This window comes from Clostridium felsineum DSM 794, from assembly GCF_002006355.2.
Taxonomy (GTDB): domain Bacteria; phylum Bacillota; class Clostridia; order Clostridiales; family Clostridiaceae; genus Clostridium_S; species Clostridium_S felsineum.
In genome coordinates this window covers 3,595,784-3,620,887 of sequence record NZ_CP096980.1, presented here as the reverse complement: position 1 = coordinate 3,620,887, position 25,104 = coordinate 3,595,784, and the positions used below count along the sequence as shown (strand labels likewise).

Genomic DNA, 25,104 nt, shown 5'->3' with positions numbered 1-25,104 from the left:
ATTATAAATTATAAGAATACAACTTATCGACTTAAATATACTTATAATAATAATTGTTACATAAACGTATATAATTTACAAGTTGAAAATAAAAAATAACTGTAAATGTAGTCTTAATATGTTATAATCTTTATATGAAAAATACGTAAGGAATTCTCGTATACACCGGTAATATGGTCCGGAAGTTTCTACCTGCTGCCGTAAATAGCAGACTACGAGGTATTATTAATTGTATAAGCAAATTATATAGTTTATCTAAAATACCTCATTTTTTGAGGTATTTTTTTATATATACAATTTTATAAAATAGGAGATACTAAATATGGAAGAAAAGATTAAAAAAGAAGCACAAGTTGAACTAATGTATGGAGTTGAGGACAAGCCAAAGTTAATTTCTAGAATACTGCTTGCTTTTCAGCATATATTTGCAGCTTTTGGAGGCATTATTGTAGTACCAATAATAGTAGCATCTTCTTTAAAGCTTAATGCTGAAACCTCAACAGCACTTTTGAGTGCGGCAATATTAATGGCTGGAGTAGCTACTTTTATACAATCAAAGGGAGTATACTCTGTGGGAGCACGAGTAGCGTGTATAATGGGTACAGATATAACTTTTGTTGCACCAGCTGCGGTCGTTGGAAAAAAATTTGGACTTGCAGGAATTTTTGGTGCAACAATACTTGGAGCAATTATAGTTGTTATTTTAAGTTTTTTTATAAAACACATAATGAAGTTATTCCCAAAGGTAGTGACAGGAATAGTTGTATGTCTTATTGGACTTACACTTTTACCAGTATCTATAGATTGGGCAGCTGGAGGCTCTGGTGCTAAAAATTATGGGTCCCTTCAAAATATTACAATTGCTTTAATAGTAATGATTGTAACATTACTTATAAATCATTATGGTAAAGGACTTGTCAGTAGTGCATCAATTTTAATTGGAATGGTAGTAGGATATATTATATGTATACCACTCGGAATGGTGGATTTTTCTACAATAGCTGGTCTTAAAGTTATTAGTGTTCCAGCGGTATTTCAATATGGTGTTAAATTTAACTTAAGTGCACTTCTTCCTTTTATACCTGCTTATTTTGTTTCAGTAATAAGTACGGTAGGAAATCTTAGGGCCATAAACGAGATATCAGATATAGATGACGATACAAGAATTTCAAAAGGTGTACTTTCTGATGGTATCGGAAGTATTTTAGCCGGAATGTTTGGAGCTATGCCAAATACTTCTTTTAGTCAAAATGTAGGTTTGATTCCACTTACTAAGGTTGCAAGTAGATATGTTACACTAGTAGCAGGAATAATTTTAATAATTTTAGGTTTAGTTCCTAAGTTTTCTGGGGTTATTAATGTTATGCCACAACCAGTACTTGGTGGTGTTGGAATAGTAATGTTTGGAACTGTTGCAGCAGCTGGTATACAAACATTAAGTCATGTGAATTTAAATAATAGAAATATACTTATAATAGCTACTTCAATAGGACTCGGACTTGGAGTTACATTTAGACCAGAAATATTATCAGGTTTACCTGAAAGTTTAAAGATGATTTTTTCTTCAGGAATTTCAACGGGAACGATAGCAGCACTTATATTGAACTTAATATTAAAGGAAAAATAGAAGGAGTGTAGTATTATGAAGAAATTACGTGAAAGAATATTAGAAGAAGGCAGAGCAATTAATGAAAATGTGCTAAAGGTTGATTCGTTTTTAAATCATAAGGTTGATCCGAAGCTTATGTATGAGATTGGTACGTATTTTAGAGAGTATTTTTCGGGCAGAGGAATAACGAAAATATTTACAATTGAGAGTTCGGGTATTGCACCAGCCGTAATGACAGCAATGCAAATGGACATACCTATGGTTATTCTAAAAAAGCAAAAGCCAAATACCATGAGTGAAGATGTATATCAAACTACAGTACACTCATTTACCAAAGGAGCAGATTATGAACTTACGCTTTTAAAAAAATACATATGTGAAGAGGATAAAATACTTATTATTGATGATTTTTTGGCAAATGGAGAAGCATCTTTAGGAGCTGTTCGTTTAGTAGAAGGTGCAGGTGCTAAAGTTTCAGGAATAGGTATTGTAATTGAAAAGTCCTTCCAAAAGGGGAGAAAGTCCCTTGAAGAAAAGGGATATGATGTTTATTCTCTTGCCAGAATAAAAAAACTAGAAAAAAATTTAATAGAGTTCATTATATAATTATTTTTCCCCAAAAGTGCAAATTAAAAATTGCACTTTTTTTATTTTGAAAGAATATTATGTTTTGAGGGGGGGATTCTTATGGAGAATATTGAATTGGTAACATGGTCGGGTATTGTAGGAGCATTAGTAGGTGTAATTATAGTAATGCTTATAATATTTCCTGTACTAAAAAGAAAAGGAATAAAAGTGCAGGATTTACTAGATCAAACTAAAAAAGTAGTCGATTCTTCGGGGGATATTTTAAATATTGTAAAAACTTTGATGCCCAATAATAACGTGGTGAATATTTTACAAATAGTTGAAAAATGGGCAGAAATAGCTGTTGGAGATGCAGAACAGCTATATCATGCAGGAGAAATAGATAAGTGTGATAGAGAAGCGGTTGCAAAAAGTGTTGTTTTAAATGTTCTTAAAGAGCTTAATATAGATGTAGATGATAGTAAAAAACAGCTAATAGATGCAGCAATAAAAAATGCAGTTAATGAGCTTGGTCATAGTAATTCAGCAGCTATTGAAGGTCCAAAGTAAGTATAATATAACATTGTTGAATAGAAATTATAGCTGTGATAGGATATATAGTGTAGGAAATCAATTATGTATGCAGTTTAATTTACTATAATGCATACATAATTTTATGTAGTTTATGAATTTATAAAAAGGTGTGTAAAATTTATATGACAAAGGAAGAAAATTTAAAAGATAATTATTTAAGAAAGAAAGGATTTATATTTGCTATATCAGCTTCAACTTTATGGGGAGTATCAGGTATAGCTGCACAGTTTTTATTTCAAGAGGGAGGATTTAGTCCTGAGTGGCTTGTAGTAGTTAGGTTATTAATAGCTGGAGGTTTTTTATTAGCAATTACACAGGTTAAAACTAAAAAAAATATATTTAGAGTATTTAAAAATAAACATGATGCTTTTAGTTTTATTATTTTTGGTTTTGGAGGAATGCTTGCGGTTCAATATACATATTTTGTTACTATTAAATACAGTAATGCAGCGACAGCAACAATATTACAATATTTATCACCCGTTATAATTACTTTATATTTAATACTACACTTAAAAAAGTGGCCAAGTATATATGAAATTTTAGCTATTATTCTTGCTCTAATTGGTACGTTTTTTATAATTACAAAAGGTGATATAAAAGCTATAAATATTTCTAAAATGACGCTTTTTTGGGGGATTATTTCAGCAGTTGCAGCAGCGTTTAATACTCTTCAGCCAAGAAGAATATTAGCTAAATGGGGATCAAATTTAGTTGCAGGTTGGGGAATGATTATAGGTGGTATTCTAATGTCATTTGTACATAATCCTTTTAATTTTTCGGGAAAAGTAAGCCTGATGTCTGTTTCATCTGTGGTTATTGTGATAATCATAGGTACACTCATTCCATTTTGGCTTTATATGGAGAGTATAAAGATTATAAAACCTACAGAGGCAAGTATACTAGGAGCGTTTGAACCGTTGTCAGCAGCAATTTTATCTTTGGTATTTTTGGGTATTCATTTTAGTATTTTAGAGTGGGTAGGTAGTATTTTTATAATATTAACTACCATAATTTTATCAACAACAAAAAAATAAAAGTAATATTTATATATTTTATAGAATATAGTATAAGGTTTATGAGATTAAAGTTTCTCGTAAGTCTTATTTTTTATATGGAATAAATTAGTTAAATCTAATAATACAGATAGTACGAAAATTGACAAAAAAATTGTTATTATATATAATAGTTATAAAATATAATCAAATTAGGAGTATTTACAATGAGCGATAAACAAATTGATGACATTATAAATGACGTGTTTTCTGTAATGCCAGTATTTGCAAAGACAATGTTAGGATTAGTAGAAAATGCTTTTTCTGAATATAAGTTATCAAATTCTAGTATAAAAGTTTTATTTGCATTAGAAAATCATAAAAAAATTACAATTACTGATTTGGGTAAAGTTCTTTGTGCTCATAAACCTAATGTTACATCATGGGTTGATTGTTTAGTGAAAAGTGATTTGGCATATAGGTTGAATGATGATAAAGATAGAAGAATAATATATATATCGCTTACAGATAAAGGAGAAAACACAGTAAATAGATGCAGACAGGATTTAAATAATTCTTTTGGTGAGAAATTGGGGCATTTAAGTAAAGGGGATTTAGATTTACTCATTCAAACACTCAATAATATGGCAATACTATTAAATAAAATAAATGAGCAAAGTAAATTTTAATACCGGGAGGTAAGTAATGGATACTAATAAAATATTTTACAAAACCTTATTTAAAGGACTTTTTTCCGATGCATGTGAAATTAAGTTCTGGGATGGTGAAACAGAAAAATATGGACAAGGTGATAGCAAATTTAAAATAATTTTTAATGAACCAATATCAAAAGCAGATATAATAAGAGACCCATCTATGGCATTTGGTGAAGGATACATGGAAGGAAAATTTGATATTGAAGGTAGTATCGAAGATGTTATACAATCCCTATATAACAATAAAGAAAGTTTTATGAGAAATGGCGAGAAATACGCTAAATTAATTAAAATAATCCCTAATTCAATTAAAAAAAGTAAGAAGGATATAAAATTTCACTATGATATAGGTAATGATTTTTATAAGTTATGGCTTGATAAAACAATGACATATTCTTGTGGATATTTTAAATCACCTGATGATACTTTAGAACAAGCACAAAAAAATAAAGTAGAACATATATTAAAGAAATTATCATTAAAGAAAGATATTACTTTACTTGATATAGGATGTGGTTGGGGAGAACTTATAACAACAGCTGCAAAAGAATATGGAGTTAAAGCACTTGGTGTTACATTAAGTGAAGAGCAATTTAAGGTTGTTAAAGAAAGAATTAAAAATGAAGGTCTAGAAGGAAGAGTTGATGTAATACTTGAGGATTATAGAGAAATAAAAAATAGAACCTTTGATAGAGTAGTAAGTGTTGGAATGATAGAGCATGTAGGCAAAGAAAATATTCCTGAGTATTTTGAAACTGTTAATAAGCTTCTCAATAAAGGTGGAATTTCACTTCTTCACTGTATAACAGGAGTTAAAAAAGGTGGTACAAACACTTGGATAAATAATTATATATTCCCAGGTGGATATGTTCCTGCGGTTAGAGAATTAGTAGATAACATTGCAGAACAAGATTTTTATCTAGTAGATGCTGAAAGTCTTAGAAGACATTACGGAAGAACTTTAGAGCATTGGGCAGTAAACTTTGAAAATGCTATGGACGAAGTAAAGAAAATAAAAGATGAGCCTTTCATAAGAATGTGGAGAATGTATCTTAATGCATGTGCGGCATCTTTTAATAGTGGAAATATAGATATACATCAATTTGTATTCACAAAAGATATAAACGATGAGATATCATGGACTAGAGAATATATGTATAAATAGGAATATATGAATACATAAGCTTTCTAGAATAAAACTCAACTTGTACACAGTAGACAAGTTGAGTTTTGTTTTAGGAAGCTTTTAATATATTCCTACTTTTTAACTAGGAATATATTAAAGCCGCAATGTTAAGTATTTTAAGCATGATACGTGTATAAAGCAAAAATACTAAAACATTGAGCCATTAAAAGATTCTAGGGTCGAACCTCTTGAGTAGGAATATATTAAAGCCGCAATGTTAAGTATTTTAAGCATGATACGTGTATAAAGCAAAAATACTAAAACATTGAGCCATTAAAAGATTCTAGGGTCGAACCTCTTGAGTAGGAATATATTAAAGCCGCAATGTTAAGTATTTTAAGCATGATACGTGTATAAAGCAAAAATACTAAAACATTGAGTCATTAAAAGATTCCAGGGTCGAACGTCTTGGGTAGGAATATATTAAAGCCGCAATGTTAAGTATTTTAAGCATGATACGTGTATAAAGCAAAAATACTAAAACATTGAGTCATTAAAAGATTCCAGGGTCGAACGTCTTGGGTAGGAATATATTAAAGCCGCAATGTTAAGTATTTTAAGCATGATACGTGTATAAAGCAAAAATACTAAAACATTGAGTCATTAAAAGATTCCAGGGTCGAACGTCTTGGGTAGGAATATATTAAAGCCGCAATGTTAAGTATTTTAAGCATGATACGTGTATAAAGCAAAAATACTAAAACATTGAGTCATTAAAAGATTCCAGGGTCGAACGTCTTGGGTAGGAATATATTAAAGCCGCAATGTTAAGTATTTTAAGCATGACGTGTATAAAGCAAAAATACTAAAACATTGAGTCATTAAAAGATTCTAGGGTCGAACCTCTTGGGTAGGAATATTTTAAAGCAGCAATGTTAAGTATTTTAAGCATGATACTTATTGACATTTAATGAATATAAGGTTACAATGTTTATTGTATTAAACATATAAGTTTGGTAGGTAATTAATTAAAACCTACTAAATAAATATGAAATTAGGGGGAATACAAGATGAATTTTGACATTAAATATTTTTTGAATTCATTTCCGGACTTATTAAAGTATATTCATTACACTTTATTTATGGCTGTGGTTTCAACAATAATAGGACTGGTTATAGCAACTATTCTTGCACCCATAAAAATGTTAAAAATAAAGGGAATATCACAGGTTATAGGAGTTTATATTTCGTTTTTTAGGGGTACACCACTTTTAGTTCAGTTATTTGTTTTTTATTATGGACTTCCTCAGTTAATAAAACCATTAAAAAGCGTCACACCACTTGAAGCTATGATTTTTGGGCTTAGTTTATGTGGTTCTGCATATATGGCTGAAATAATAAGAGGAGCTATAGATTCTGTTGAAAAGGGCCAAATGGAAGCAGCATTATCAGTTGGTATGACTAAATTTCAGGCATTTATTAGAATAATTTATCCTCAAGCACTTAAGGTTGCAGTACCTGGAATTGGAAATCAATTTGTGGATTTACTAAAAAGCTCATCCTTAGCTTTTGTACTAGGATTAACAGAAATTTTAGCTAGAGCCCAAGCTAATGCAGCTTCAAGTTTTAAGCTAATGGAAAGCTATCTTTCTTTAGCAATAATATATTGGGTTACAGTTGAAATATTTAACTTTATCCAAAGAATCATTGAGAAAAGAATATCAAGAGCATATTAGGGGTGAACGTATGATTAAAATTGAAAATCTTCATAAAAAATATGGAGAAAATGAAGTTATAAAAGGAATAAGTTTAGACATTAAAGATGGAGAAATAGTAGCTGTTATCGGACCTTCCGGAACTGGTAAATCAACACTTCTTAGATGTTTGAATTATCTTGAGACTCCTGATAGTGGAACTTTGAGTATTGGAGAGTTTAAGGTTAATTTTGAAAATATAAGTAAAGATCAAGTATATAATTTAAGAAAAAAGAGCTCTATGGTATTTCAGAATTATAATTTATTTAAAAATAAAACAGCGGTTCAAAATGTTATGGAAGCTCTTAAAATTGTAAAAAAAATGCCTAAAGCTGAGGCTGAAAAGATAAGCTTGGAGGCACTTAAACAGGTAGGACTTTTGGATAAAGCAGATAGTTATCCATCAAGGCTTTCAGGTGGACAACAGCAAAGAATAGGTATAGCAAGAGCTATGGTATTAAAGCCTGAAGTCATTTTATTTGATGAACCTACTTCAGCGCTAGATCCAGAATGGGTTTCTGAGGTTTTAGATGTAATAAAGAATATTGCTAGTAGACACATGACAATGATAATAGTAACACATGAAATGAATTTCGCAAGAGAAATAGCAGATAAAGTAGTTTTTCTTGATGGAGGCAATATAATCCAATGTGGAACTCCAGAAGAGGTATTCGAAAAATCTGATAATAAAAGAGTAAATCAATTTATAAAAAAATTACACTAGGGGGAAATAAAAAATGAAGAAGAGAATAATTACATTATCTATGGCAGCATTAATGACTTTAGGACTATTTACAGGATGCACACAAAGTGCTACTTCAAATAGTAATGACAGTAGTGATAAAAATGTTATAAAGGTAGGTACATCTACTGATTATAGACCATTTGCATTTATAGATCAGGGTGAAAGTCAGGATAAGGTTAAAGGTCTTGAAATTGATATTTTTAATGAGATAGCCAAGAGAAACAATTGGAAGGTTAAGTATGTAATAGCAAACTGGAATGGACTAATAGGAATGCTTGATTCAGGTAAGATAGATACAGTAGCACACCAAGTTACAGTAACAGATGAGAGAAAAGGAAAATATTATTTTTCAGATACATATGTTTATTCAGGAGTTCAGCTTGCAGTTAAGAAAGGAAATAATTCAGTACAATCATTAAAAGATTTAAATGGAAAAAATGTTGCAGTTGAATCTGGAATGAATTTCTATAAAGCTATAGAAAAGTATAATGCAAAGGGCGGCAAGGTTAATATAAAGCAATACAGCGATTATAATTCAATATTTTCAGAGGTTAATATAGGAAGAGCTGATGCTCTTATAGAAGATAAACTAGCTATAATGGATACTATTAAAAACTCTAAATATGATCTTGTACTTGCAGGAAAACCTGTTGAAAAGATGGAAAATGCGTATCCTTTCCTTAAAAATGATTCAAATAAGCAAAAGATAGATAAAATAAATAAGACCTTAAAAGCTATGAGAAAAGATGGAACATTAAAAAAGATATCAGAAAAATGGTTTGGAGCAGATATAACTTCAAATACACAGGAGTAAAAAATAACTATGGTGCACTTATGCATCATAGTTATTTTTTTTTATGGTCAATATTTTTGAAATAAGAGTCAATTAATTTTTCAGCCATTCTTTTTTGCATATTGGCACTTAAAATTAAATCTATAGCAAGTAAAAAGAGCTTTTCATTTTCAGTGTTGTTTTTAGGTTCATCTATAAAATTTAACTTCTCTTTTAAATCTTTAATAAATGAATCAGAAGAAGATTTTTGTAGACGTAAAAACTTATCATATAACTTCTCAATGTCCATATTATCATCTGTATTTAACATGAAGGATAAAAGATCGCCTATATCACCGATTGAAAGAGTTTGTTTTAAATGATAGATAAATATTAACATTATTAAGTTGTCTTTACTGTATTTCTTTTTGACAGGGGGAGTTAATAATTTATTTTTTGTGTAATTATTTATCATAGTTTTTGTTAAAACAATATCCCCTTCAGTTCTTTTAAATGCTTTTAATTTATTATCCATAAAAGATGTAACCTGATCCATGTATAAGTCTATATCAGGAATTTCATGATTTTGTATCGCGCTATAATTAAGTACTTGTTTAGCTAATTCTAAAATTTCATTGTTCATATCATCACCTTTTTATATTATATAGCAATGTTTTTTATGTAACAATATGAATTTATTATAAGAATAAGGGGAAAATATAAAATATATAGTTTTTAAATTTATATTGCAATATAAAAACATATATCGTATTATATAAGTATAATGATACGTAGTTTTGAAAACTATGTTGTAATTTTTTATTAGAAGGTGATTGTTATGTTTTCTAAATTAAAAGATCCAGTAAGCGGAATAACACATTTGTTAGGAGCTATTTTATCTATAGTTGCACTATTGTTTATGCTTCGTCATTCTTTAATTATAAGCAACACAGTTAGTATTGTTGCATCTATAATCTTTGGAATAAGTCTGATTTTTTTATATTCAGCCAGTGCAGTGTACCATTTAGTAAATGTATCTAAAAAGGTAAATATGTTTTTAAGAAAAGTAGATCATATGATGATATTTGTTCTTATTGCAGGAACATATACTCCTATATGCTTAATAACATTAAGAGGAAAACTTGGGAATACAATATTGTACTTAATATGGGGTGTAGCTATTTTAGGTATAGTATTAAAGCTTGTTTGGTTTAATGCGCCTAGATGGCTTTATACATTGTTTTATATAGCTATGGGATGGATTGTTGTATTTGCATTTGCTCCTATAAGTAAGATTATGGCTGTACCGGGTATAGTATTTATGGTATTAGGAGGAATTGTCTACAGTATGGGAGGAATAATATATGGTTTAAAGTGGCCAGTAAGAAATGCAAAATATTTTGGATTTCATGAAATATTTCATTTGTTTGTAATGGCAGGTAGCTTGTTCCATTTTATTATGATATACAATTATGTTATATAATAAGAATTGGGACTTATAAAATGAATCTTTTATAAGTCCCAGTTTTTTTATAAATTATTCTGCATTTTCTAAAATACTTTTCAAAGCCGTAATGTCTAATATTGTTATTGAATTTCTATCAAAATCTATAATGCCTTCTTCGCGTAATTTTATAAATTCTCTAGATAGAGAAGGTCTTGGAATACCAAGCATTTCAGACAATTGTTTTTTTGATTTGTTCATTTTAAAGGTTAAATTCTTTTGAGCTTCATGTTCTTCAAGTATATAATTTGATAGTTTTTCTCTTATAGTATGGTAGGACATATTTTTTAATCTCTTATTTAACATGAGTATTTTATTAGATAAAAGTGACATAAAGCCATTAAGAAAAAGAGAGTTTGTACTGCACAAGTGCATTATGGAATCTTTTGGAATGAAGAGAATAATTGCTTTTGTACAAGCCATTATAGTAGAAGGATAGGTGGTTTTAGTAGAAAATATTATTGCTTCACCAAAAATTTTCCCTTCCATAAGAGTTGCTATAGTTAAGCTTTTACCAGATTCGTAAATTTTTTGTATTTCAACAGCGCCATTTAATACAATTCCTATTTTATTGCATAGATCTCCTTCAATTGCAATAGTTTCATCCTTATCATATTCTTTGATTGAATAATTTATAGAAGAAAATAAATTATCGATTTTTAAACTATCTATTTTTGAAAATAAGATGCAGTGTTGTAATATATTTAAAAATTTTTTTTCCATAATTATCTCCATATAATTTTTAGTTTGTAACATATGTTACTGATATTTTGATATAATTTTAATATAATTTATACATAAAGACAAGTTATTTTTGTTAACGGAACTTTATATTATTGGGAGGATAAGAATGAAAAGAAAAATAGTAAATATAGATAAAGAAAAATGCAATGGATGTGGACTTTGTAGTGAAGCTTGCCATGAAAATGCAATAGAGATAGTGAATGGTAAAGCTGAACTTGTATCAGACGAATATTGTGATGGCTTAGGAGATTGTCTTCCACACTGTCCAGTAGATGCTATAACTATAATAGAAAGAGAAAGTAAGGAATATGATGAAGAAGCTGTTCAAAGAAGAATTGCTGAAAAAGAAATAAAAGATAAAATACCATGTGGATGTCCAGGTTCTATGGCAAAAAAAATAGAAAGAGCACCTAAAAAAGTAGAAATTAAGGTTAAGGAAAAGGTAAAGGTTTCATCTGAATTGATGCAGTGGCCTGTACAGTTGAATCTTATAAATACGCAGGCGCCATACTTAAAGAATGCTGATCTTTTAGTGGCAGCAGATTGTACAGCATATGCTTATGGAGATTTTCATAATGAATTTATAAAAAATCATATAACAGTAATTGGATGTCCTAAACTTGATGATGTTATGTATTACAAAGATAAGTTAAAAGAAATTATAGAGAAAAACGATATTAAAAGTATAACAGTTGTTAGAATGGAAGTACCTTGTTGCGGTGGAATAGTTTCAGCGGTTAAAAATGCAATGCTTGAAGCTCAGGTTATAGTACCGTATAAAGAGGTTATTATAGGAACTAATGGTGAATTGAAATAAAATTAAAATAAATATGTTGGTGTTGCAATTATTGTAATACCCAATTTTTTTATGTGCAAAGTTAGTAATTTCCATTGAAAAAAAATACAAATTATAATATCCTTATATATAAAAATAAATTGTTAAAGGTGATTTATATGTATTTTATTAATGAAAAAATAGAAAAAGCAGTGGGAATAAAGGAAGTTGCGTTGGTACTTAAAAATTGTAATGTAGTGAATGTATTTTCAAATGAGGTAGTACACGGGGATTTAGCTGTAGATGGTGATATTATAATAGGGATGGGAAATTACATAGGTAAAACTGAAATTGATTTGAAGGGCAAATATGTAGCTCCAGGTTTTATAGATTCACATGTACATATAGAATCATCAATGGTTTCTCCTAAAGAGTTTGCAAGAGCTGTTATATCAAGAGGAACTACTACAACAATTGTTGATCCACATGAAATAGCAAATGTATGTGGAATAAACGGTATAAAATATATGATGGAGGAAACAGAGGACATACCTTTAAATGTATTTTTTATGCTTTCATCTTGTGTTCCTGCCACAAATTTTGAGACTTCGGGAGCAATTCTTAGAGCTGAAGATTTTAAAGAATTAATAGAAGATAAAAGGGTACTTGGACTTGGTGAAATGATGAATTATCCAGGAGTAATTAATAGAGATAAGGAAGTAATGGATAAATTATGTCTTGCTCAAAACTATAATAAAATAGTGGATGGGCATGCTCCTACAATTAAAGGAAATGAATTAAATGCCTATAGTATATCAGGGATAAAAACTGATCATGAATGTAGTGATTTAGAAGAAATGAATGAGAAAATAAGAAATGGAATGTATATAGCAATTAGAGAAGGCTCTGCGGCTAAAAATTTAGAGACTCTTATAAAAGGAGTTAATTCTAAAAATGAGAGAAGAATAATGTTTTGTGCGGATGATAGGCATCCAGATGATATTTTAAAAGTTGGACATATGGATAATTGTGTTAGAAGGGCCATAGATAACGGAATTGATGCAATAGCTGCTATTAGAATGGCTACACTTAATGCGGCTGAATGTTATAAACTTGATAGAGTTGGGGCAATTGCACCTTCATATAAAGCTGATTTAGTTATTTTAGAAGATTTGAAAAATGTTAAAGTAGATATGGTAATAAAAGATGGGAAAATCGTATTTAATAATAACCAAATTTTGATGGAGATTGGGAAAAAAATAGATATAAGTAAAGTTATTAATACAGTAAATATAAAGAAAGTAACCATGGATGATTTTAGATTAAAATTAAATAAGGAATTTTCAAATATCATTTCTGTAAGTAGTAACAGTATAGGAACTAAAAATATAGAAAGAAAAATAAATACAGATAATGGCGAATTTAAATGCGAGCTTAATGAAGGAATAAATAAAATTGCAGTAATAGAAAGACATAAGAAATCTGGAAGGATAGGTTTAGGACTTGTAGAGAACTTTGGATTAAAAATGGGAGCTATAGCATCAACGGTGGCCCATGATTCACATAATATAATAGTACTAGGAAGTAACGATGAAGATATGATGAAGGCTGTGAATGAATTAGAAAGAGTTGGTGGAGGAATAACAGTAAGCCTTGATGGAAAAATAATAGATACACTTGAACTTGAAATAGCGGGATTAATGTCAAGTAAATCAATGGAATATGTAGCGGAAAAGGTTGGGAAAATGATAGCTGTATGTCATGAAATATTAGGTGTAAACAAAGACGTTGAGCCATTTATGACACTTGCGTTTTTAGCACTACCAGTTCTTCCTGAAATAAGAATCACAGATAGAGGAGTATTTGATGTGCTTAACTTTAAATTTTTAAATATATAATGTTATTTTTAATAAAACATATTCATATTAGTAAAAAAATATGCTATGCTATATTGAGAATAAATATTAGATTTTTTAAATGCAGCTTTAAGTAGCTGCATTTAGTATGTAATAATTTATGTAGGAAGGATAAACATATGGATAAATTTTTAAATAAGATTAAAAGTACGAAATTCGATGTGTTTTTTATAGTAACTTTTGTTATTTTGATTGCAAAGTTTTCTATATTTATTGGTTTTATAACTATAACTAATGCGGGCGCTATAGAGGCATTCAATGGTTTTTTCAATATAGCTTCCTATGCTATTTTTATTATATTTACGCTTGGGTATTTGTCTATAGCATTTTTATTTAAGAATAGGTCAAGAGGTGCATCCTTAATAGTTTTAAATTTAATTATGTCTATAATTCTTTTGGGTGATCTTTGGTATTATAGAGGTTTTAATTCATTTTTATCACTGCATTTACTTAAAGAAACAACAAATTTGGACAACCTTCAAGACAGTATATTTGCCATGGTTCACAAAGAAGATGTAATGTTTATAATTGATTTGATAGTTATTACGGTGGTGTACATATTTTCCAAAAATACATATAAGAGTTGCAAAAGAAATGTAAAGCTTTTTGGTATTTTTATGATAGTTGCTATATTGTATATTCCAACTTCAATAAAAATATTTCACAATTATACATATAGTTATTGGGTAGGTTCTAGATGGAATCCAATATATACAATGAAAAGAATATCTCCTATAGGATATCATGTATATGATAGTATGGATTTTTTTAGTGATTTAAAGCCACTTGCGCTAAGTAAGGGAGAAAAGGCTAAAATATCTAGTTGGTATAAAAATAATAAAGAAAATTTACCGGATAATAAGTATAAAGGTATGTTTAAGGGAAAAAATTTGTTGGTAATACAGGTAGAATCTCTTGAAAACTTTGTAATAAATCAGAAAATAAATGGACAAGAAGTTACTCCTAATTTAAATAAGTTGCTTAATAATAGCATATATTTTTCAAATTATCACGAAAATGTAAACTTAGGAGTTAGCTCTGATGCTGATTTAATGACCAATACCTCATTGTATCCTGTTAGAAGAGGTAGTACATTTTTTAGATTTCCAGATAATAAGTATAACTCTCTTCCTGATGTGATGGGTAAATACGGGTATTACTCTATGGCAATACATCCTGATAAAGCAATGTATTGGAATTGGATGCCAGCATTAAGTGCAATGGGGGGCTTTGATAAAACTATAGATTCCTCACATTTTAATGAATATGAAAAAATAAATTTAGGCATATCCGATGGTGCCTATTTAAAGCAACTTGAACCTATGATAGTAAGTGAGAAGAAACCTTTTTATGATTTTGTTGTTACCCTCACTAACCATACACCATTTGTTTTGCCAACTAAGTATAGAGAGCTTAAACTTGATAATGCTTTTGATAGTACAGAAATGGGTGGATATATGCAGTGTATTCACTACACCGATAAGCAAATTGGTATCTTTTTAGATAATTTAAAGAAGGCAGGAGTACTTCAAAATACCGTAGTTGTAATTTATGGAGATCATACAGGTATACATAAGTATTTTCAAAGTGAAATTCCTAAAATGTCGGGAGTTAAGAATTGGATGATAAATGATGAAATGAAAATACCTCTTATAATATATGATGGAGACGGTAAGATGCAGGGAGAAGAAAAGACTGTAACAGGAGGACAAATAGATTTAATGCCTACAATTCTATATACTATGGGAGTTGATAAGAAGTATTATATGGATACTGTTATGGGGAGAAATCTTCTAAATACTAAAAAGGATTATGATCTTTTAACTAACGGAAAAATTTTAGGTAATCCATCTTTGGAGGATAAAAAACATCTTTCGGGCTCATTTAATGTAAGTGATGATATTATACAAGGACAATATTATGGTGTGAAAAAATAGAAAAAATCCTATTCATGAATTTAACTCATGAATAGGATTTTTTTATATATTAGCTTTTTTATGAAATAAAAGTCTGGAAGCTATAAAAGAGGTTACAGGTATTATCAGGATTATTCCTATACCGCTGCAAAAACTTTGAAATACTTCTGAGCAAAATACTTTGGTGTTGATTATGTCGTAAAAAGAATAATGAATTTCACCGAAATATATAGATAGAGTCATAAATCCACCTATATAAGCGAAAAGGAGTGTGTTGGTCATAGTTCCAAGTATATCTTTACCGATATTAATGCCAGATTTAAATAATTCATTTTTAGTATGTGAAGGATTGTTTGAATATAGTTCCTGTAATGATGAAGATATTGATATAGACACATCTATTATAGCGCCAAGGAGACCTAATAGTATTTGACAAGATACTATTTTAGAAAAGTTCAACTGAACATATGTAGAAAGATAACCTAAGGACTCAGCTTGCTCTTTTCCAAAGCCTTGAATTTGGGATCTGTTACTTAAATAGTAAGTTAAAATTAAAGTGCCAATAACTACTATAATAACGGAGATTAGGGAAGATACGGTCTTTAAATTAATACTATTAATAAAAAACAAAGTAGTAAGTGTTATGATTATGCAACCAATTATAGTTACATTTAAAGGATCAAATTTTGCACCTATTAAAATTAAAAGAATTATCATAATTAAAAAGTTCAAAATAAGAGTGAAAAACGATTTTAAACCTCTTTTTCCACCAACTAAAAGCATCAAAATAAAAAGAATAATTAGTAATAAAAATGGAACATTCATGATTTTATAAACTCTCCTATCTTTTTGTTGTTTAATAGTACTATAGATATGAATATGGAAATTGGTATACTAAGTACAATTCCTATGCTACCTGTGAGAGCTCTTATTATCTCAAGAGATAAATTTTCATTTATTATGTTATAAAGTGGTGTTTGATTCCTAAGAAGTAGTATTATGAAAGGAATACTTCCACTAATGTAGGCAAATAACATTGTGTTTGACATAGTTCCCATAATATCTTTTCCTATTTCTAATCCTGATTTTATAAGAGATTTTTTTTCTATATTTGGATTTTTAGTATATAGTTCATTTATGGAGGATGAAATTGAAATAGCTATATCCATAACAGCTCCTAGAGTACCGATTAGAAGCTCTATATAGAACATTTTTTCGGGTGGATGAGTTAAAAATTCCATTTCTTCAAAACGAACGCCATTTGAATTATTTAACTTTATTGATATTAAGGCTATTAAAATAGTTATAGTAGTTCCAATTATGGTAGAAACTATTGCTGAAATTGATTTTTTATTTATACCCGATACCATAAATAAAGACGAAAAAGTAAAAATTAGTAGTGAAAATAAAAATATAAATACAAGACTAAAATTATGTAAGAAAAGTTCAATTATTGCATAGAAAATTACTATGTTGATTAATACACTACCTAAAGAGCGTATGCCTATTTTTCCGGATATAATGATCATAAGTAATATGAAAATAAAAGCTATGTAGAATATGTATTTATCACGCTTTAACTCAAGTATTTTAAAAGAAGTGGGTTTGTTTTGAGTATTCTCGGAATAAGATATAAATACTTCATCATTTACTCTTAGATTTATGTCATTTACCTCAGAATATGAAACTGCATTTTGTAAATTTATTTTTTTTCCGGAATATTTTCCGTTTAAAATAATTGCAGTTATATATTGATTTTTTATAGGTTCATATTTACCAGTTGAGGTCTCCGTTTTTGAATTTTTATTAGTTACATATATTATTTTAGCGATGCTTTTTTTATATGTGTCTTCATTTGAATTTACAAAGTATATACCAATAATTAATAACAGTAGCAAAATTATAAACATAATTATGTTTTTTTTGTGATTATTTGAGTTTGAAAAAAATAGCTTTTTTTGAAACAACATAGAGCATATCTCCTTATTCTTAAGTATTTCATATATAATAATATCATATTTACAAAGAATAAATACAAGATAAATAAAATTACTATTGACACATGCTTTACAAGTGATATATAATTACAACATCAAATTAAATTTATGGAGTGTGTAAAGATGGATAATATTAGAAAGGGAAATACAACTAAAAATTATTATTGGTTCAGCTTAGGCTATTATTACTTTAGTAGCGTTAGCTTTTTTGTATACAAAAAAATAATAAATTTTCCTTCTAATGAGTTTTACAATTTGAGAGGTGCACAGGTTTAGGGCACCGAGATAGATAAGAATATCAACGATTGTTTAAATAATAAGGCTCATATGAGCCTTATTTTTTTTATAAAAAAACCAAAAATTGAAAGGGGCTATTATAAAATGGTTATAATTTTTAAACAAAATACTGAAAAGTCAGTAATCGAAAAAATCAAAAAAGAGGTAGAAAGCGAAGGTTGTCAAACAACAGTATCACAAGGTAAGGACTATATTGTTGTTGGTGTAGTGGGGGATACAAGTAGAGTGAATTTTGAGAGAATTCAGGCAAATGAAAATGTTGATAAAGTTGTGAGAGTTCAAGAACCATACAAAAAGGCTGGAAGGCATTTTCATCCACAGGACACTATTGTGGATATAGAAGGAAATAAAATAGGCGGGAAAAGACTTGCAGTTATAGCAGGACCTTGTTCTGTAGAAAGTGAAGAACAGATAATTGAAATTGCTACTAGAGTAAAACAAAGTGGTGCAAATTTCTTAAGAGGCGGAGCTTTTAAGCCAAGAACTTCACCTTACAGTTTTCAAGGTTTAGAACTAGAAGGTTTAGAACTTCTTAAAATTGCAAAAAAAGAGACAGGACTTCCTATAGTAACAGAAATCATGAGTACAGATTTTATTGATAGATTTGTAGAAGATGTTGATGTTATACAAGTAGGAGCAAGAAATATGCAAAACTTCACTCTTCTTAAGGAACTTGGAAAAACAAAAAAGACAATACTTTTAAAAAGAGGTTTAAGTGCAACAATTGAAGAGTTTCTTATGGCGGCTGAGTACATAATGTCAGAGGGAAATGAAAATGTTGTCTTATGTGAAAGAGGAATAAGAACATTTGAAACTTACACTAGAAATACACTGGATTTAAGTGTCGTACCAGCAATAAAAAAATTAAGTCATCTACCGATAATTATTGATCCTAGTCATGCTGCAGGAATGTGGTGGATGGTTGAACCTTTAGCTAAAGCAGCTGTGGCAGTTGGAGCAGATGGACTTATGATAGAAGTTCACAATGATCCAGCAAATGCTAAAAGTGATGGACAACAATCAATAAAACCAGACAAGTTCGATGAAGTTATGAAAAAGGTTAGAGCAATTGCAGAAATAGAAGGAAAAGAAGTATAGAAAATATTTTAGCTGGGGGTAAGTTTAAATGGAGGATGGAGATTTTAATATTAATTTAACTATTGTAGGGCTTGGACTTATAGGAGGATCTTATGCTAAGGCCTTTAAAGAAAAAAATAAGGGACACATATGGGGAATAGATGTAGATAAGAATACTCTTAAAAAGGCAGCTGAAATGAATATAATTGATGATGGATATAGTATAGAAAATGCACAGATTCCACTTGAAAAATCTGATGTTGTGGTAATTGCCATATATCCAGAAGCACTTTTAAACTTTATTAGAAGTAATTTGAATAATTTTAAAAAAGGTGCAATTATAACAGATACTCTTGGAATAAAGGAACATAACATAAAATATATACAGAGTATTTTGGGAGATAAGGCTGAATTTATAGGAGGCCACCCTATGGCAGGTAAAGAAGTAAGCGGATTTCTAAATGCATCTAAAGAGATATTTGAAGATGCAAATTATATATTAACACCTACAGCAAAAAATAAGAAAGAAACTACAGATTTTATGAGAAAATTTATAAAAAGCATTGGTTTTAAATCTATAGTTGAAGTAACCCCTGAAAAGCATGATGAAATAATAGCATTTACAAGTCAGCTTCCGCATATAATGGCTGTCTCACTTATGAATTTAAGTAATTGTGAGGATATAAAATACTTTATTGGCGGAAGTTTTAGAGATACAACGAGAGTAGCTGCTATAAATTCAGATTTATGGTGTCAGCTTTTTATAAGAAATAAAAAAAATATTATTAAATGTATAGATGATTTTCAGAAAAACATGACTAAGATACGAAATTATATAGAAAAAGAAGATATTAATGATATTAAAAAGTTTTTAAAAGAAGCTGCTTCTAAAAAGGAGGAAATAATTTGAAAACTTTAAATATGAATCTTGGAGAGAATAGCTATAGCATTTTTATTGAAAAGGGAATAATGAATTCAATTGGAGATAGAATTTCAAACATTTATTCTGGGGAAAAAATAGTGTTAATAACAGATGATAATGTAAATGGATTTTATGGTGATAAAATCTGTGATAACATAAAAAAAAGTGGGTACAATGTATTTAAAATAGTTATAAAAGCAGGTGAAAAGAGTAAAAATATAAACACACTAAATGAGGTGTATTTAAAACTTGCAAAATTCAAAATTACAAGAAGTGATCTAATAGTTACCCTTGGTGGTGGAGTTGTAGGTGATCTTGGTGGTTTTGCAGCGGCAACTTTTTTAAGAGGAATTTCTTATATTCAAATTCCAACTTCACTTTTAGCACAAATAGATAGCAGTATAGGTGGTAAGGTAGCTGTTGATTTAGAAGTTGGAAAAAACTTAGTGGGAAATTTTTATCAACCTAAAGCGGTATTTATAGATCCACTTTTTTTAGAAACCTTAGAGAAGAAATTTCTTCATGATGGAATGGGCGAAGTTATAAAATATGGTGCTATAAGAGATGGAGTGCTATTTGAGAACTTAGAAAAATACAAAGATGATGATGAACTTATGGAGAATATAGAGTACGTGATACATACTTGTTGCACAATAAAAAAACAAGTAGTTGAAAATGATGAAAAAGATAATGGCGAAAGAATGATATTGAATTTCGGACACACAATAGGTCATGCAGTAGAAGAGTTTTTTAATTATGAAAAATTTACGCATGGTGAATGTGTAGCATATGGAATGTATGCAATAAGTAAAAATAGCGAAAAAATGGGGATTACTAAAGAAGGAACAAGTGAAAGATTAAAGAATGTAATTAAGAAATACGAATTACCGCATGTTGTAAGTCAAATTGAAAATGAAAAGATTTATGAAATAGCATCATTGGATAAAAAGAGCAGGGGAAGCTTTATAAATTTAATTCTTATAAAGGAAATAGGAAATTGTTTTATAAAGAAAGTAGATAATAAAGAAGCTTGTAAGTATTTACGTGTAGTTTGAAAGGGGCATGAATTTTGAATTGTGTTAAGATAAGGCCATGTGAACTAAAGGGCAATATAAAAATACCTTCATCGAAAAGCTTGGGGCATAGAGCTATAATATGTGCATCTCTTTCAGAGGAAGAGAGTATTATAGAAAATGTAAATTATTCTAAAGATATAAAGGCTACATGCAGTGGAATGAGTAAATTGGGGGCTTTAATAATAGAAGTTGATAATTCAACACTTAAAATAAAAAAACAAAAAGTAGCTAATAAGGAAAAAGTATTTGTAGATTGTAGTGAATCAGGTTCTACAGTAAGATTTCTAATTCCAATATCACTTATTGAAAAAAAGAATGCTGTATTTACAGGTCAGGGTAAATTAGCCTACAGGCCTTTAGATTCCTATTTCAATATTTTTGATGAAAAGGAAATTAAGTACTCTCATCCAGAGGGTAAAGTGCTTCCTCTTGAGATAGATGGGAAGTTAAGCGCTGGCATTTTCAAGCTTCCTGGAAATATAAGTTCTCAATTCATAAGTGGACTCATGTTTTCACTTCCTTTTTTAGATGGTGATTCAGTTATTAACATAACTACTGATTTGGAATCTGTTGGATATGTAGATATGACAATTGATATGCTAAGTAGATTTGGTGTAAAAATAGAAAATAATGATTATAAAAGTTTTTATATAAAGGGAAATCAAAAATGTAAAGGTACAAATTATAAGGTAGAAGGTGATTTTTCCCAGGCAGCATTTTGGCTTACTGCAGGAATTCTAAATGGAGATATAAATTGTCAGAATTTGAACTCTGATTCACTACAAGGTGATAAGGCCATAGTTGACATATTGAAAAAAATGGGTGGAAGATTAGATGAAAGAAATTTTACAGCAAAGAAGTCTCAAACTCATGGAATTGTTATAGATGCATCACAGTGCCCTGATTTAGTTCCCATTTTATCTGTAATTGGAGCCTTAAGCTTAGGTACTACCAAAATAATAAATGCAGCAAGGCTTAGAATAAAAGAATCGGATAGACTTAAGGCTATGGCCACAGAATTAAATAAACTTGGAGCAGATGTTATTGAGTTAGAAGATGGACTTGTAATTAATGGAAAAGATAAACTAAAAGGTGGAGAAGTAGAAAGTTGGAATGATCATAGGATAGCTATGGCACTTGCAGTTGCAGCTTTAAAATGTGAAGGCAGTGTTACTATTAGAGGAAGCGAATGTGTAGCTAAGTCGTATCCACAATTTTGGAGTGATTTTAAGAAGTTAGGAGGAGATATAGATGAGTGGAGTGTGGGGGAATAAAATTAAGTTATCCATTTTTGGTGAATCACACGGAAAAGCTATTGGAATCGTAATAAATGGTATTGAACCCGGAGTAGAACTTAATCTTGATTTTATAAATGGTGAAATGGAAAGAAGAGCACCGGGAAGAACAAAGTATTCAACTCAAAGAAATGAGAAGGACAATTTTGAAATAGTAAGCGGATTCTTCGAAGGGAAAACTACAGGAACTCCACTGTGTGCTTTTATATGGAATGGAAACCAACATTCAAAGGATTATTCAAATATAAAAGATTTTGCGAGACCTTCTCATGCGGATTATACTGGTTTTGTTAAGTACAATGGTTTCAATGATTATAGGGGTGGAGGACATTTTTCAGGTAGACTTACAGCACCATTGGTATTTGCAGGTGCTATTGCAAAGCAAATTTTAATGAAAAAAAATGTTGTTATTGGAAGTCATATTCTTAGTATAAAGAATAAAAAAGAAGAATATTTTGATAAGGTAAATATAGATAGAGAGATGCTTATAGCATTAACAAAAAAGGAATTCCCTGTAATGGATGATAAAAAGGGGGAAGAGATGAAAGAAACTATATTAGATGCTAAAAATAATTTAGATTCGGTTGGAGGCATAATAGAGTGTTGTGCATTGAACATTCCAGCAGGAAAAGGAGATCCTTTCTTTGATTCTTGTGAAAGTGTATTAAGTCATATGTTATTTTCTATTCCAGCAGTAAAAGGAGTTGAATTTGGAGAAGGCTTTAATATAACTAATATGATGGGTTCAGAAGCTAACGATAATTTTTATACAGAAGGCGGAGAAGTTAAAACTTATTCGAATAATAATGGTGGTATTTTAGGTGGAATAACTAGTGGAATGCCTCTTGTGTTTAGAGTTGCAGTTAAGCCTACAGCATCCATTTATAAAGCTCAAAACACTATAAATATGAGGACTATGGAAAATGAGGAAATAAGTATAAAAGGAAGACATGATCCTTGTATAGTTTTAAGGGCTGTGCCTGTTGTTGAAGCAGCAGCTGCACTATCAATATTAGATATTATTTAAGGTGGTAATTTTATGAAGGAACTTGAAGAAATAAGAAAAGAAATCGATAGGGTAGATAAAAATATAACAGAACTTTTTGAAGAAAGAATGAAATTAGTTATAAAGGTAGCTGAATACAAGAAAGAAAATAACGTACCAATAATAGATAGTAAAAGAGAAAAAAATGTTATAGAAAAAAATATAAAGTACCTGAAGGATGATAGATATTCAGAAGTACTTGAAGAGTTCTACATTAATCTAATGCAATTGAGTAAAAAACTCGAGAAAAAGCAGATATATAGTAAACAAAATGATAATTTATCCACATCAATATATGGACTTATAGGTGGAAAGCTTGGACATAGTTATTCACCATATATACATAAACTTATTATGAAAAAAGCTTCACTTAATGGAATTTATAATTTGTTTGAACTTCCAGAAAAAAAAGTAAAGGGAGCATTAGAGACGTTTAAAGTAATAAATTGTGGTGGGCTTAATGTAACTATACCTTATAAAGTAGATATTATGGAGGATCTTAATGATATTTCAGATGAAGCTAGAAAAATAGGAGCTGTAAATACTATTAGATTTTCACAAAATGGTATGAGTGGATTTAATACAGATTATATTGGATTCGGCGAAATGCTTAAAAAGTTTAAGGTTGAAATAAAAGATAAAGTTTGTGTTGTTTTAGGTAGTGGAGGAGCAGCAAAAGCTGTAGTACAGTATTTAAAGGATAATCTTGCTAGGAAAATATATATAGTTAGTAGAAATGTTCAGCGAGCATCTAAGGATTATGATGAATGCATTATAAGTTATCATGAGCTTTTAAATATAAATGGTGATGTTATTATAAATTGTACACCTGTAGGTATGTATCCTAAAATTGATGCATCACCAGTTAGTAAAGAAGTTGTTTCGAAGTTCTCTTCAGCTGTAGATTTAATATACAACCCAATTGAAACCTTATTTTTAAAATATGCAAATAACAGTGGTATTAAAGCTGTAAACGGTCTTTATATGTTAGTTAGTCAAGCTGTAGCATCACAGGAAATATGGAATGATATTTCTATAGGTGAAGATATAGTGGACGAAATATATGATGAATTGGAGGCGAAAATTAAATCATGAATTTAGTGCTTATAGGTATGCCAGGATGCGGAAAAAGTACAATTGGCAGTATACTATCAAAAGAAATGGATATGAAATTTTATGATGCTGACGAGTATATAGAAGCTAAAAACAATATGAGAATTCCTGACATTTTTAAAAACGGAGAAGATGTATTTAGAAATTTAGAAATAGAAGCACTTAAAGAACTTAGCTTAAAAGATAATGTTGTTATAGCTACGGGTGGTGGAGCAGTAGTACGTGAAAAAAATATGATAAATCTAAAGAAAACAGGAAAAATAATATTTATAAATAGGCCGCCTGAGAAAATAATAGGAGACATTAATATCGATGGAAGACCTCTTTTAAAAGAAGGGAAAAACAAAATTTTCAAGCTTTATGATGAAAGATATAATTTATATACGAAATATGCTGATTATAGTGTTTTGAATGAAAGTACCATAGATGAAGTTGTTCTTAATATAAAAAAGTATGTTAAAGAAATATAGTAGGTTTTCTTTTAAAGTAAATTGCAAAAGAATATGTAATTATAATGTTTTTATATCATATACACACAATGGCACGAAA

Annotated in this window: 24 protein-coding genes and 1 riboswitch; of the genes, 20 read left to right on the top strand and 4 right to left on the bottom strand. The window is 29.5% G+C overall.

The window, feature by feature from the left end:
* Positions 1-136: 136 nt before the first annotated feature.
* A riboswitch (purine riboswitch) is annotated at positions 137-235 on the top strand.
* A gap of 87 nt (positions 236-322) precedes the next feature.
* The 9 genes from CLFE_RS17080 (at position 323) to CLFE_RS17040 (ending at position 8,920) form a co-directional block, all read left to right on the top strand.
* Positions 323-1,627 carry a uracil-xanthine permease family protein gene (locus CLFE_RS17080; RefSeq protein ID WP_077894109.1) on the top strand — a complete coding sequence of 435 codons (1,305 nt, stop codon included), beginning with the start codon at positions 323-325 and terminating at the stop codon, positions 1,625-1,627.
* A gap of 15 nt (positions 1,628-1,642) precedes the next feature.
* Positions 1,643-2,215 (top strand): xanthine phosphoribosyltransferase, encoded by a 573-nt coding sequence (locus CLFE_RS17075; RefSeq protein WP_077894108.1) that lies wholly within the window; start codon positions 1,643-1,645, stop codon positions 2,213-2,215.
* Between the two features lie 81 nt (positions 2,216-2,296).
* A complete protein-coding gene (locus tag CLFE_RS17070; protein ID WP_077894107.1) occupies positions 2,297-2,746 on the top strand; it encodes a hypothetical protein in 450 nt (149 codons plus the stop codon).
* 146 nt (positions 2,747-2,892) lie between these two features.
* Positions 2,893-3,807, top strand: a complete 915-nt coding sequence (locus CLFE_RS17065) for a DMT family transporter (protein ID WP_077894106.1) — start codon at positions 2,893-2,895, stop codon at positions 3,805-3,807.
* Between the two features lie 185 nt (positions 3,808-3,992).
* Positions 3,993-4,454 carry a MarR family winged helix-turn-helix transcriptional regulator gene (locus tag CLFE_RS17060; RefSeq protein WP_077852081.1) on the top strand — a complete coding sequence of 154 codons (462 nt, stop codon included), beginning with the start codon at positions 3,993-3,995 and terminating at the stop codon, positions 4,452-4,454.
* A gap of 16 nt (positions 4,455-4,470) precedes the next feature.
* The gene (locus CLFE_RS17055) at positions 4,471-5,646 is read left to right on the top strand and encodes an SAM-dependent methyltransferase (RefSeq protein WP_077894105.1); all 1,176 of its coding nucleotides are present in this window, start codon (positions 4,471-4,473) and stop codon (positions 5,644-5,646) included.
* A gap of 1,031 nt (positions 5,647-6,677) precedes the next feature.
* Positions 6,678-7,343 carry an amino acid ABC transporter permease gene (locus CLFE_RS17050; RefSeq protein WP_077832451.1) on the top strand — a complete coding sequence of 222 codons (666 nt, stop codon included), beginning with the start codon at positions 6,678-6,680 and terminating at the stop codon, positions 7,341-7,343.
* A gap of 10 nt (positions 7,344-7,353) precedes the next feature.
* The gene (locus CLFE_RS17045) at positions 7,354-8,085 is read left to right on the top strand and encodes an amino acid ABC transporter ATP-binding protein (RefSeq protein WP_077832450.1); all 732 of its coding nucleotides are present in this window, start codon (positions 7,354-7,356) and stop codon (positions 8,083-8,085) included.
* A 13-nt stretch (positions 8,086-8,098) separates the two neighbouring features.
* Positions 8,099-8,920 carry a transporter substrate-binding domain-containing protein gene (locus CLFE_RS17040; RefSeq protein ID WP_077832449.1) on the top strand — a complete coding sequence of 274 codons (822 nt, stop codon included), beginning with the start codon at positions 8,099-8,101 and terminating at the stop codon, positions 8,918-8,920.
* A gap of 31 nt (positions 8,921-8,951) precedes the next feature.
* Here CLFE_RS17040 and CLFE_RS17035 read toward each other — a convergent pair whose 3' ends face one another.
* Entirely contained in the window at positions 8,952-9,521 is a 570-nt protein-coding gene (locus tag CLFE_RS17035; RefSeq protein WP_077895417.1) for a DUF1836 domain-containing protein, read from the bottom strand.
* A 195-nt stretch (positions 9,522-9,716) separates the two neighbouring features.
* Here CLFE_RS17035 and trhA point away from each other — a divergent pair, with 195 nt between their 5' ends.
* A complete protein-coding gene (gene trhA, locus CLFE_RS17030; protein ID WP_077852078.1) occupies positions 9,717-10,361 on the top strand; it encodes a PAQR family membrane homeostasis protein TrhA in 645 nt (214 codons plus the stop codon).
* A 54-nt stretch (positions 10,362-10,415) separates the two neighbouring features.
* On the opposite strand, the gene CLFE_RS17025 is transcribed toward trhA, so the two are convergent.
* Positions 10,416-11,105 carry a Crp/Fnr family transcriptional regulator gene (locus CLFE_RS17025; RefSeq protein ID WP_077895418.1) on the bottom strand — a complete coding sequence of 230 codons (690 nt, stop codon included), beginning with the start codon at positions 11,103-11,105 and terminating at the stop codon, positions 10,416-10,418.
* A gap of 127 nt (positions 11,106-11,232) precedes the next feature.
* Here CLFE_RS17025 and CLFE_RS17020 point away from each other — a divergent pair, with 127 nt between their 5' ends.
* The 3 genes from CLFE_RS17020 (at position 11,233) to CLFE_RS17010 (ending at position 15,754) form a co-directional block, all read left to right on the top strand.
* Complete coding sequence (locus CLFE_RS17020) at positions 11,233-11,943, top strand: ATP-binding protein (protein WP_077895419.1); 711 nt, start codon at positions 11,233-11,235, stop codon at positions 11,941-11,943.
* Positions 11,944-12,080: 137 nt separating this feature from the next.
* Positions 12,081-13,799: an adenine deaminase gene (gene ade, locus CLFE_RS17015; RefSeq protein WP_077895420.1), complete on the top strand. Its 1,719-nt coding sequence runs from the start codon at positions 12,081-12,083 to the stop codon at positions 13,797-13,799.
* A gap of 137 nt (positions 13,800-13,936) precedes the next feature.
* Entirely contained in the window at positions 13,937-15,754 is a 1,818-nt protein-coding gene (locus CLFE_RS17010) for an LTA synthase family protein (protein WP_077895421.1), read from the top strand.
* 42 nt (positions 15,755-15,796) lie between these two features.
* On the opposite strand, the gene CLFE_RS17005 is transcribed toward CLFE_RS17010, so the two are convergent.
* Together CLFE_RS17005 and CLFE_RS17000 are read right to left on the bottom strand one after the other, a co-directional pair.
* Positions 15,797-16,558: a YibE/F family protein gene (locus CLFE_RS17005; protein WP_077895422.1), complete on the bottom strand. Its 762-nt coding sequence runs from the start codon at positions 16,556-16,558 to the stop codon at positions 15,797-15,799.
* Positions 16,555-17,703 (bottom strand): YibE/F family protein, encoded by a 1,149-nt coding sequence (locus tag CLFE_RS17000; protein ID WP_077895423.1) that lies wholly within the window; start codon positions 17,701-17,703, stop codon positions 16,555-16,557. Before CLFE_RS17000 ends, CLFE_RS17005 begins: the two co-directional genes overlap by 4 nt.
* A 408-nt stretch (positions 17,704-18,111) precedes the next feature.
* On the opposite strand from CLFE_RS17000, the gene aroF reads away from it, so the two are divergent.
* The 7 genes from aroF to CLFE_RS16960 are packed head-to-tail and all read left to right on the top strand — an operon-like array spanning position 18,112 to position 25,025.
* A complete protein-coding gene (gene aroF, locus CLFE_RS16995; RefSeq protein ID WP_077832440.1) occupies positions 18,112-19,125 on the top strand; it encodes a 3-deoxy-7-phosphoheptulonate synthase in 1,014 nt (337 codons plus the stop codon).
* A gap of 28 nt (positions 19,126-19,153) precedes the next feature.
* Positions 19,154-20,014: a prephenate dehydrogenase gene (locus tag CLFE_RS16990; RefSeq protein ID WP_077895424.1), complete on the top strand. Its 861-nt coding sequence runs from the start codon at positions 19,154-19,156 to the stop codon at positions 20,012-20,014.
* Positions 20,011-21,081 carry a 3-dehydroquinate synthase gene (aroB, locus tag CLFE_RS16985; protein ID WP_077895425.1) on the top strand — a complete coding sequence of 357 codons (1,071 nt, stop codon included), beginning with the start codon at positions 20,011-20,013 and terminating at the stop codon, positions 21,079-21,081. Before CLFE_RS16990 ends, aroB begins: the two co-directional genes overlap by 4 nt.
* Positions 21,082-21,095: 14 nt before the next feature.
* Positions 21,096-22,376: a 3-phosphoshikimate 1-carboxyvinyltransferase gene (aroA, locus tag CLFE_RS16980; RefSeq protein WP_077895426.1), complete on the top strand. Its 1,281-nt coding sequence runs from the start codon at positions 21,096-21,098 to the stop codon at positions 22,374-22,376.
* Positions 22,354-23,424, top strand: a complete 1,071-nt coding sequence (gene aroC, locus CLFE_RS16975) for a chorismate synthase (RefSeq protein ID WP_077895427.1) — start codon at positions 22,354-22,356, stop codon at positions 23,422-23,424. The genes aroA and aroC overlap by 23 nt, the downstream gene beginning before the upstream one ends.
* 12 nt (positions 23,425-23,436) lie before the next feature.
* Positions 23,437-24,537, top strand: a complete 1,101-nt coding sequence (gene aroE / locus CLFE_RS16965) for a shikimate dehydrogenase (protein ID WP_077895428.1) — start codon at positions 23,437-23,439, stop codon at positions 24,535-24,537.
* The gene (locus CLFE_RS16960; RefSeq protein ID WP_077832434.1) at positions 24,534-25,025 is read left to right on the top strand and encodes a shikimate kinase; all 492 of its coding nucleotides are present in this window, start codon (positions 24,534-24,536) and stop codon (positions 25,023-25,025) included. Before aroE ends, CLFE_RS16960 begins: the two co-directional genes overlap by 4 nt.
* Positions 25,026-25,104: the final 79 nt, after the last annotated feature.

Coding starts and splice junctions, on each gene's coding strand:
- CLFE_RS17010 (WP_077895421.1), top strand. CDS start 13,937: ATGGATAAATTTTTAAATAAGATTAAAAGTACGAAATTCGATGTGTTT.
- CLFE_RS17005 (WP_077895422.1), bottom strand. CDS start 16,558: ATGAATGTTCCATTTTTATTACTAATTATTCTTTTTATTTTGATGCTT.
- CLFE_RS17080 (WP_077894109.1), top strand. CDS start 323: ATGGAAGAAAAGATTAAAAAAGAAGCACAAGTTGAACTAATGTATGGA.
- CLFE_RS16990 (WP_077895424.1), top strand. CDS start 19,154: ATGGAGGATGGAGATTTTAATATTAATTTAACTATTGTAGGGCTTGGA.
- CLFE_RS17075 (WP_077894108.1), top strand. CDS start 1,643: ATGAAGAAATTACGTGAAAGAATATTAGAAGAAGGCAGAGCAATTAAT.
- CLFE_RS17050 (WP_077832451.1), top strand. CDS start 6,678: ATGAATTTTGACATTAAATATTTTTTGAATTCATTTCCGGACTTATTA.
- trhA (WP_077852078.1), top strand. CDS start 9,717: ATGTTTTCTAAATTAAAAGATCCAGTAAGCGGAATAACACATTTGTTA.
- CLFE_RS17065 (WP_077894106.1), top strand. CDS start 2,893: ATGACAAAGGAAGAAAATTTAAAAGATAATTATTTAAGAAAGAAAGGA.
- CLFE_RS17000 (WP_077895423.1), bottom strand. CDS start 17,703: ATGTTGTTTCAAAAAAAGCTATTTTTTTCAAACTCAAATAATCACAAA.
- CLFE_RS17040 (WP_077832449.1), top strand. CDS start 8,099: ATGAAGAAGAGAATAATTACATTATCTATGGCAGCATTAATGACTTTA.
- aroC (WP_077895427.1), top strand. CDS start 22,354: ATGAGTGGAGTGTGGGGGAATAAAATTAAGTTATCCATTTTTGGTGAA.
- CLFE_RS17035 (WP_077895417.1), bottom strand. CDS start 9,521: ATGAACAATGAAATTTTAGAATTAGCTAAACAAGTACTTAATTATAGC.
- CLFE_RS17070 (WP_077894107.1), top strand. CDS start 2,297: ATGGAGAATATTGAATTGGTAACATGGTCGGGTATTGTAGGAGCATTA.
- ade (WP_077895420.1), top strand. CDS start 12,081: ATGTATTTTATTAATGAAAAAATAGAAAAAGCAGTGGGAATAAAGGAA.
- CLFE_RS17020 (WP_077895419.1), top strand. CDS start 11,233: ATGAAAAGAAAAATAGTAAATATAGATAAAGAAAAATGCAATGGATGT.
- aroF (WP_077832440.1), top strand. CDS start 18,112: ATGGTTATAATTTTTAAACAAAATACTGAAAAGTCAGTAATCGAAAAA.
- CLFE_RS17055 (WP_077894105.1), top strand. CDS start 4,471: ATGGATACTAATAAAATATTTTACAAAACCTTATTTAAAGGACTTTTT.
- CLFE_RS16960 (WP_077832434.1), top strand. CDS start 24,534: ATGAATTTAGTGCTTATAGGTATGCCAGGATGCGGAAAAAGTACAATT.
- CLFE_RS17060 (WP_077852081.1), top strand. CDS start 3,993: ATGAGCGATAAACAAATTGATGACATTATAAATGACGTGTTTTCTGTA.
- CLFE_RS17025 (WP_077895418.1), bottom strand. CDS start 11,105: ATGGAAAAAAAATTTTTAAATATATTACAACACTGCATCTTATTTTCA.
- aroE (WP_077895428.1), top strand. CDS start 23,437: ATGAAGGAACTTGAAGAAATAAGAAAAGAAATCGATAGGGTAGATAAA.
- CLFE_RS17045 (WP_077832450.1), top strand. CDS start 7,354: ATGATTAAAATTGAAAATCTTCATAAAAAATATGGAGAAAATGAAGTT.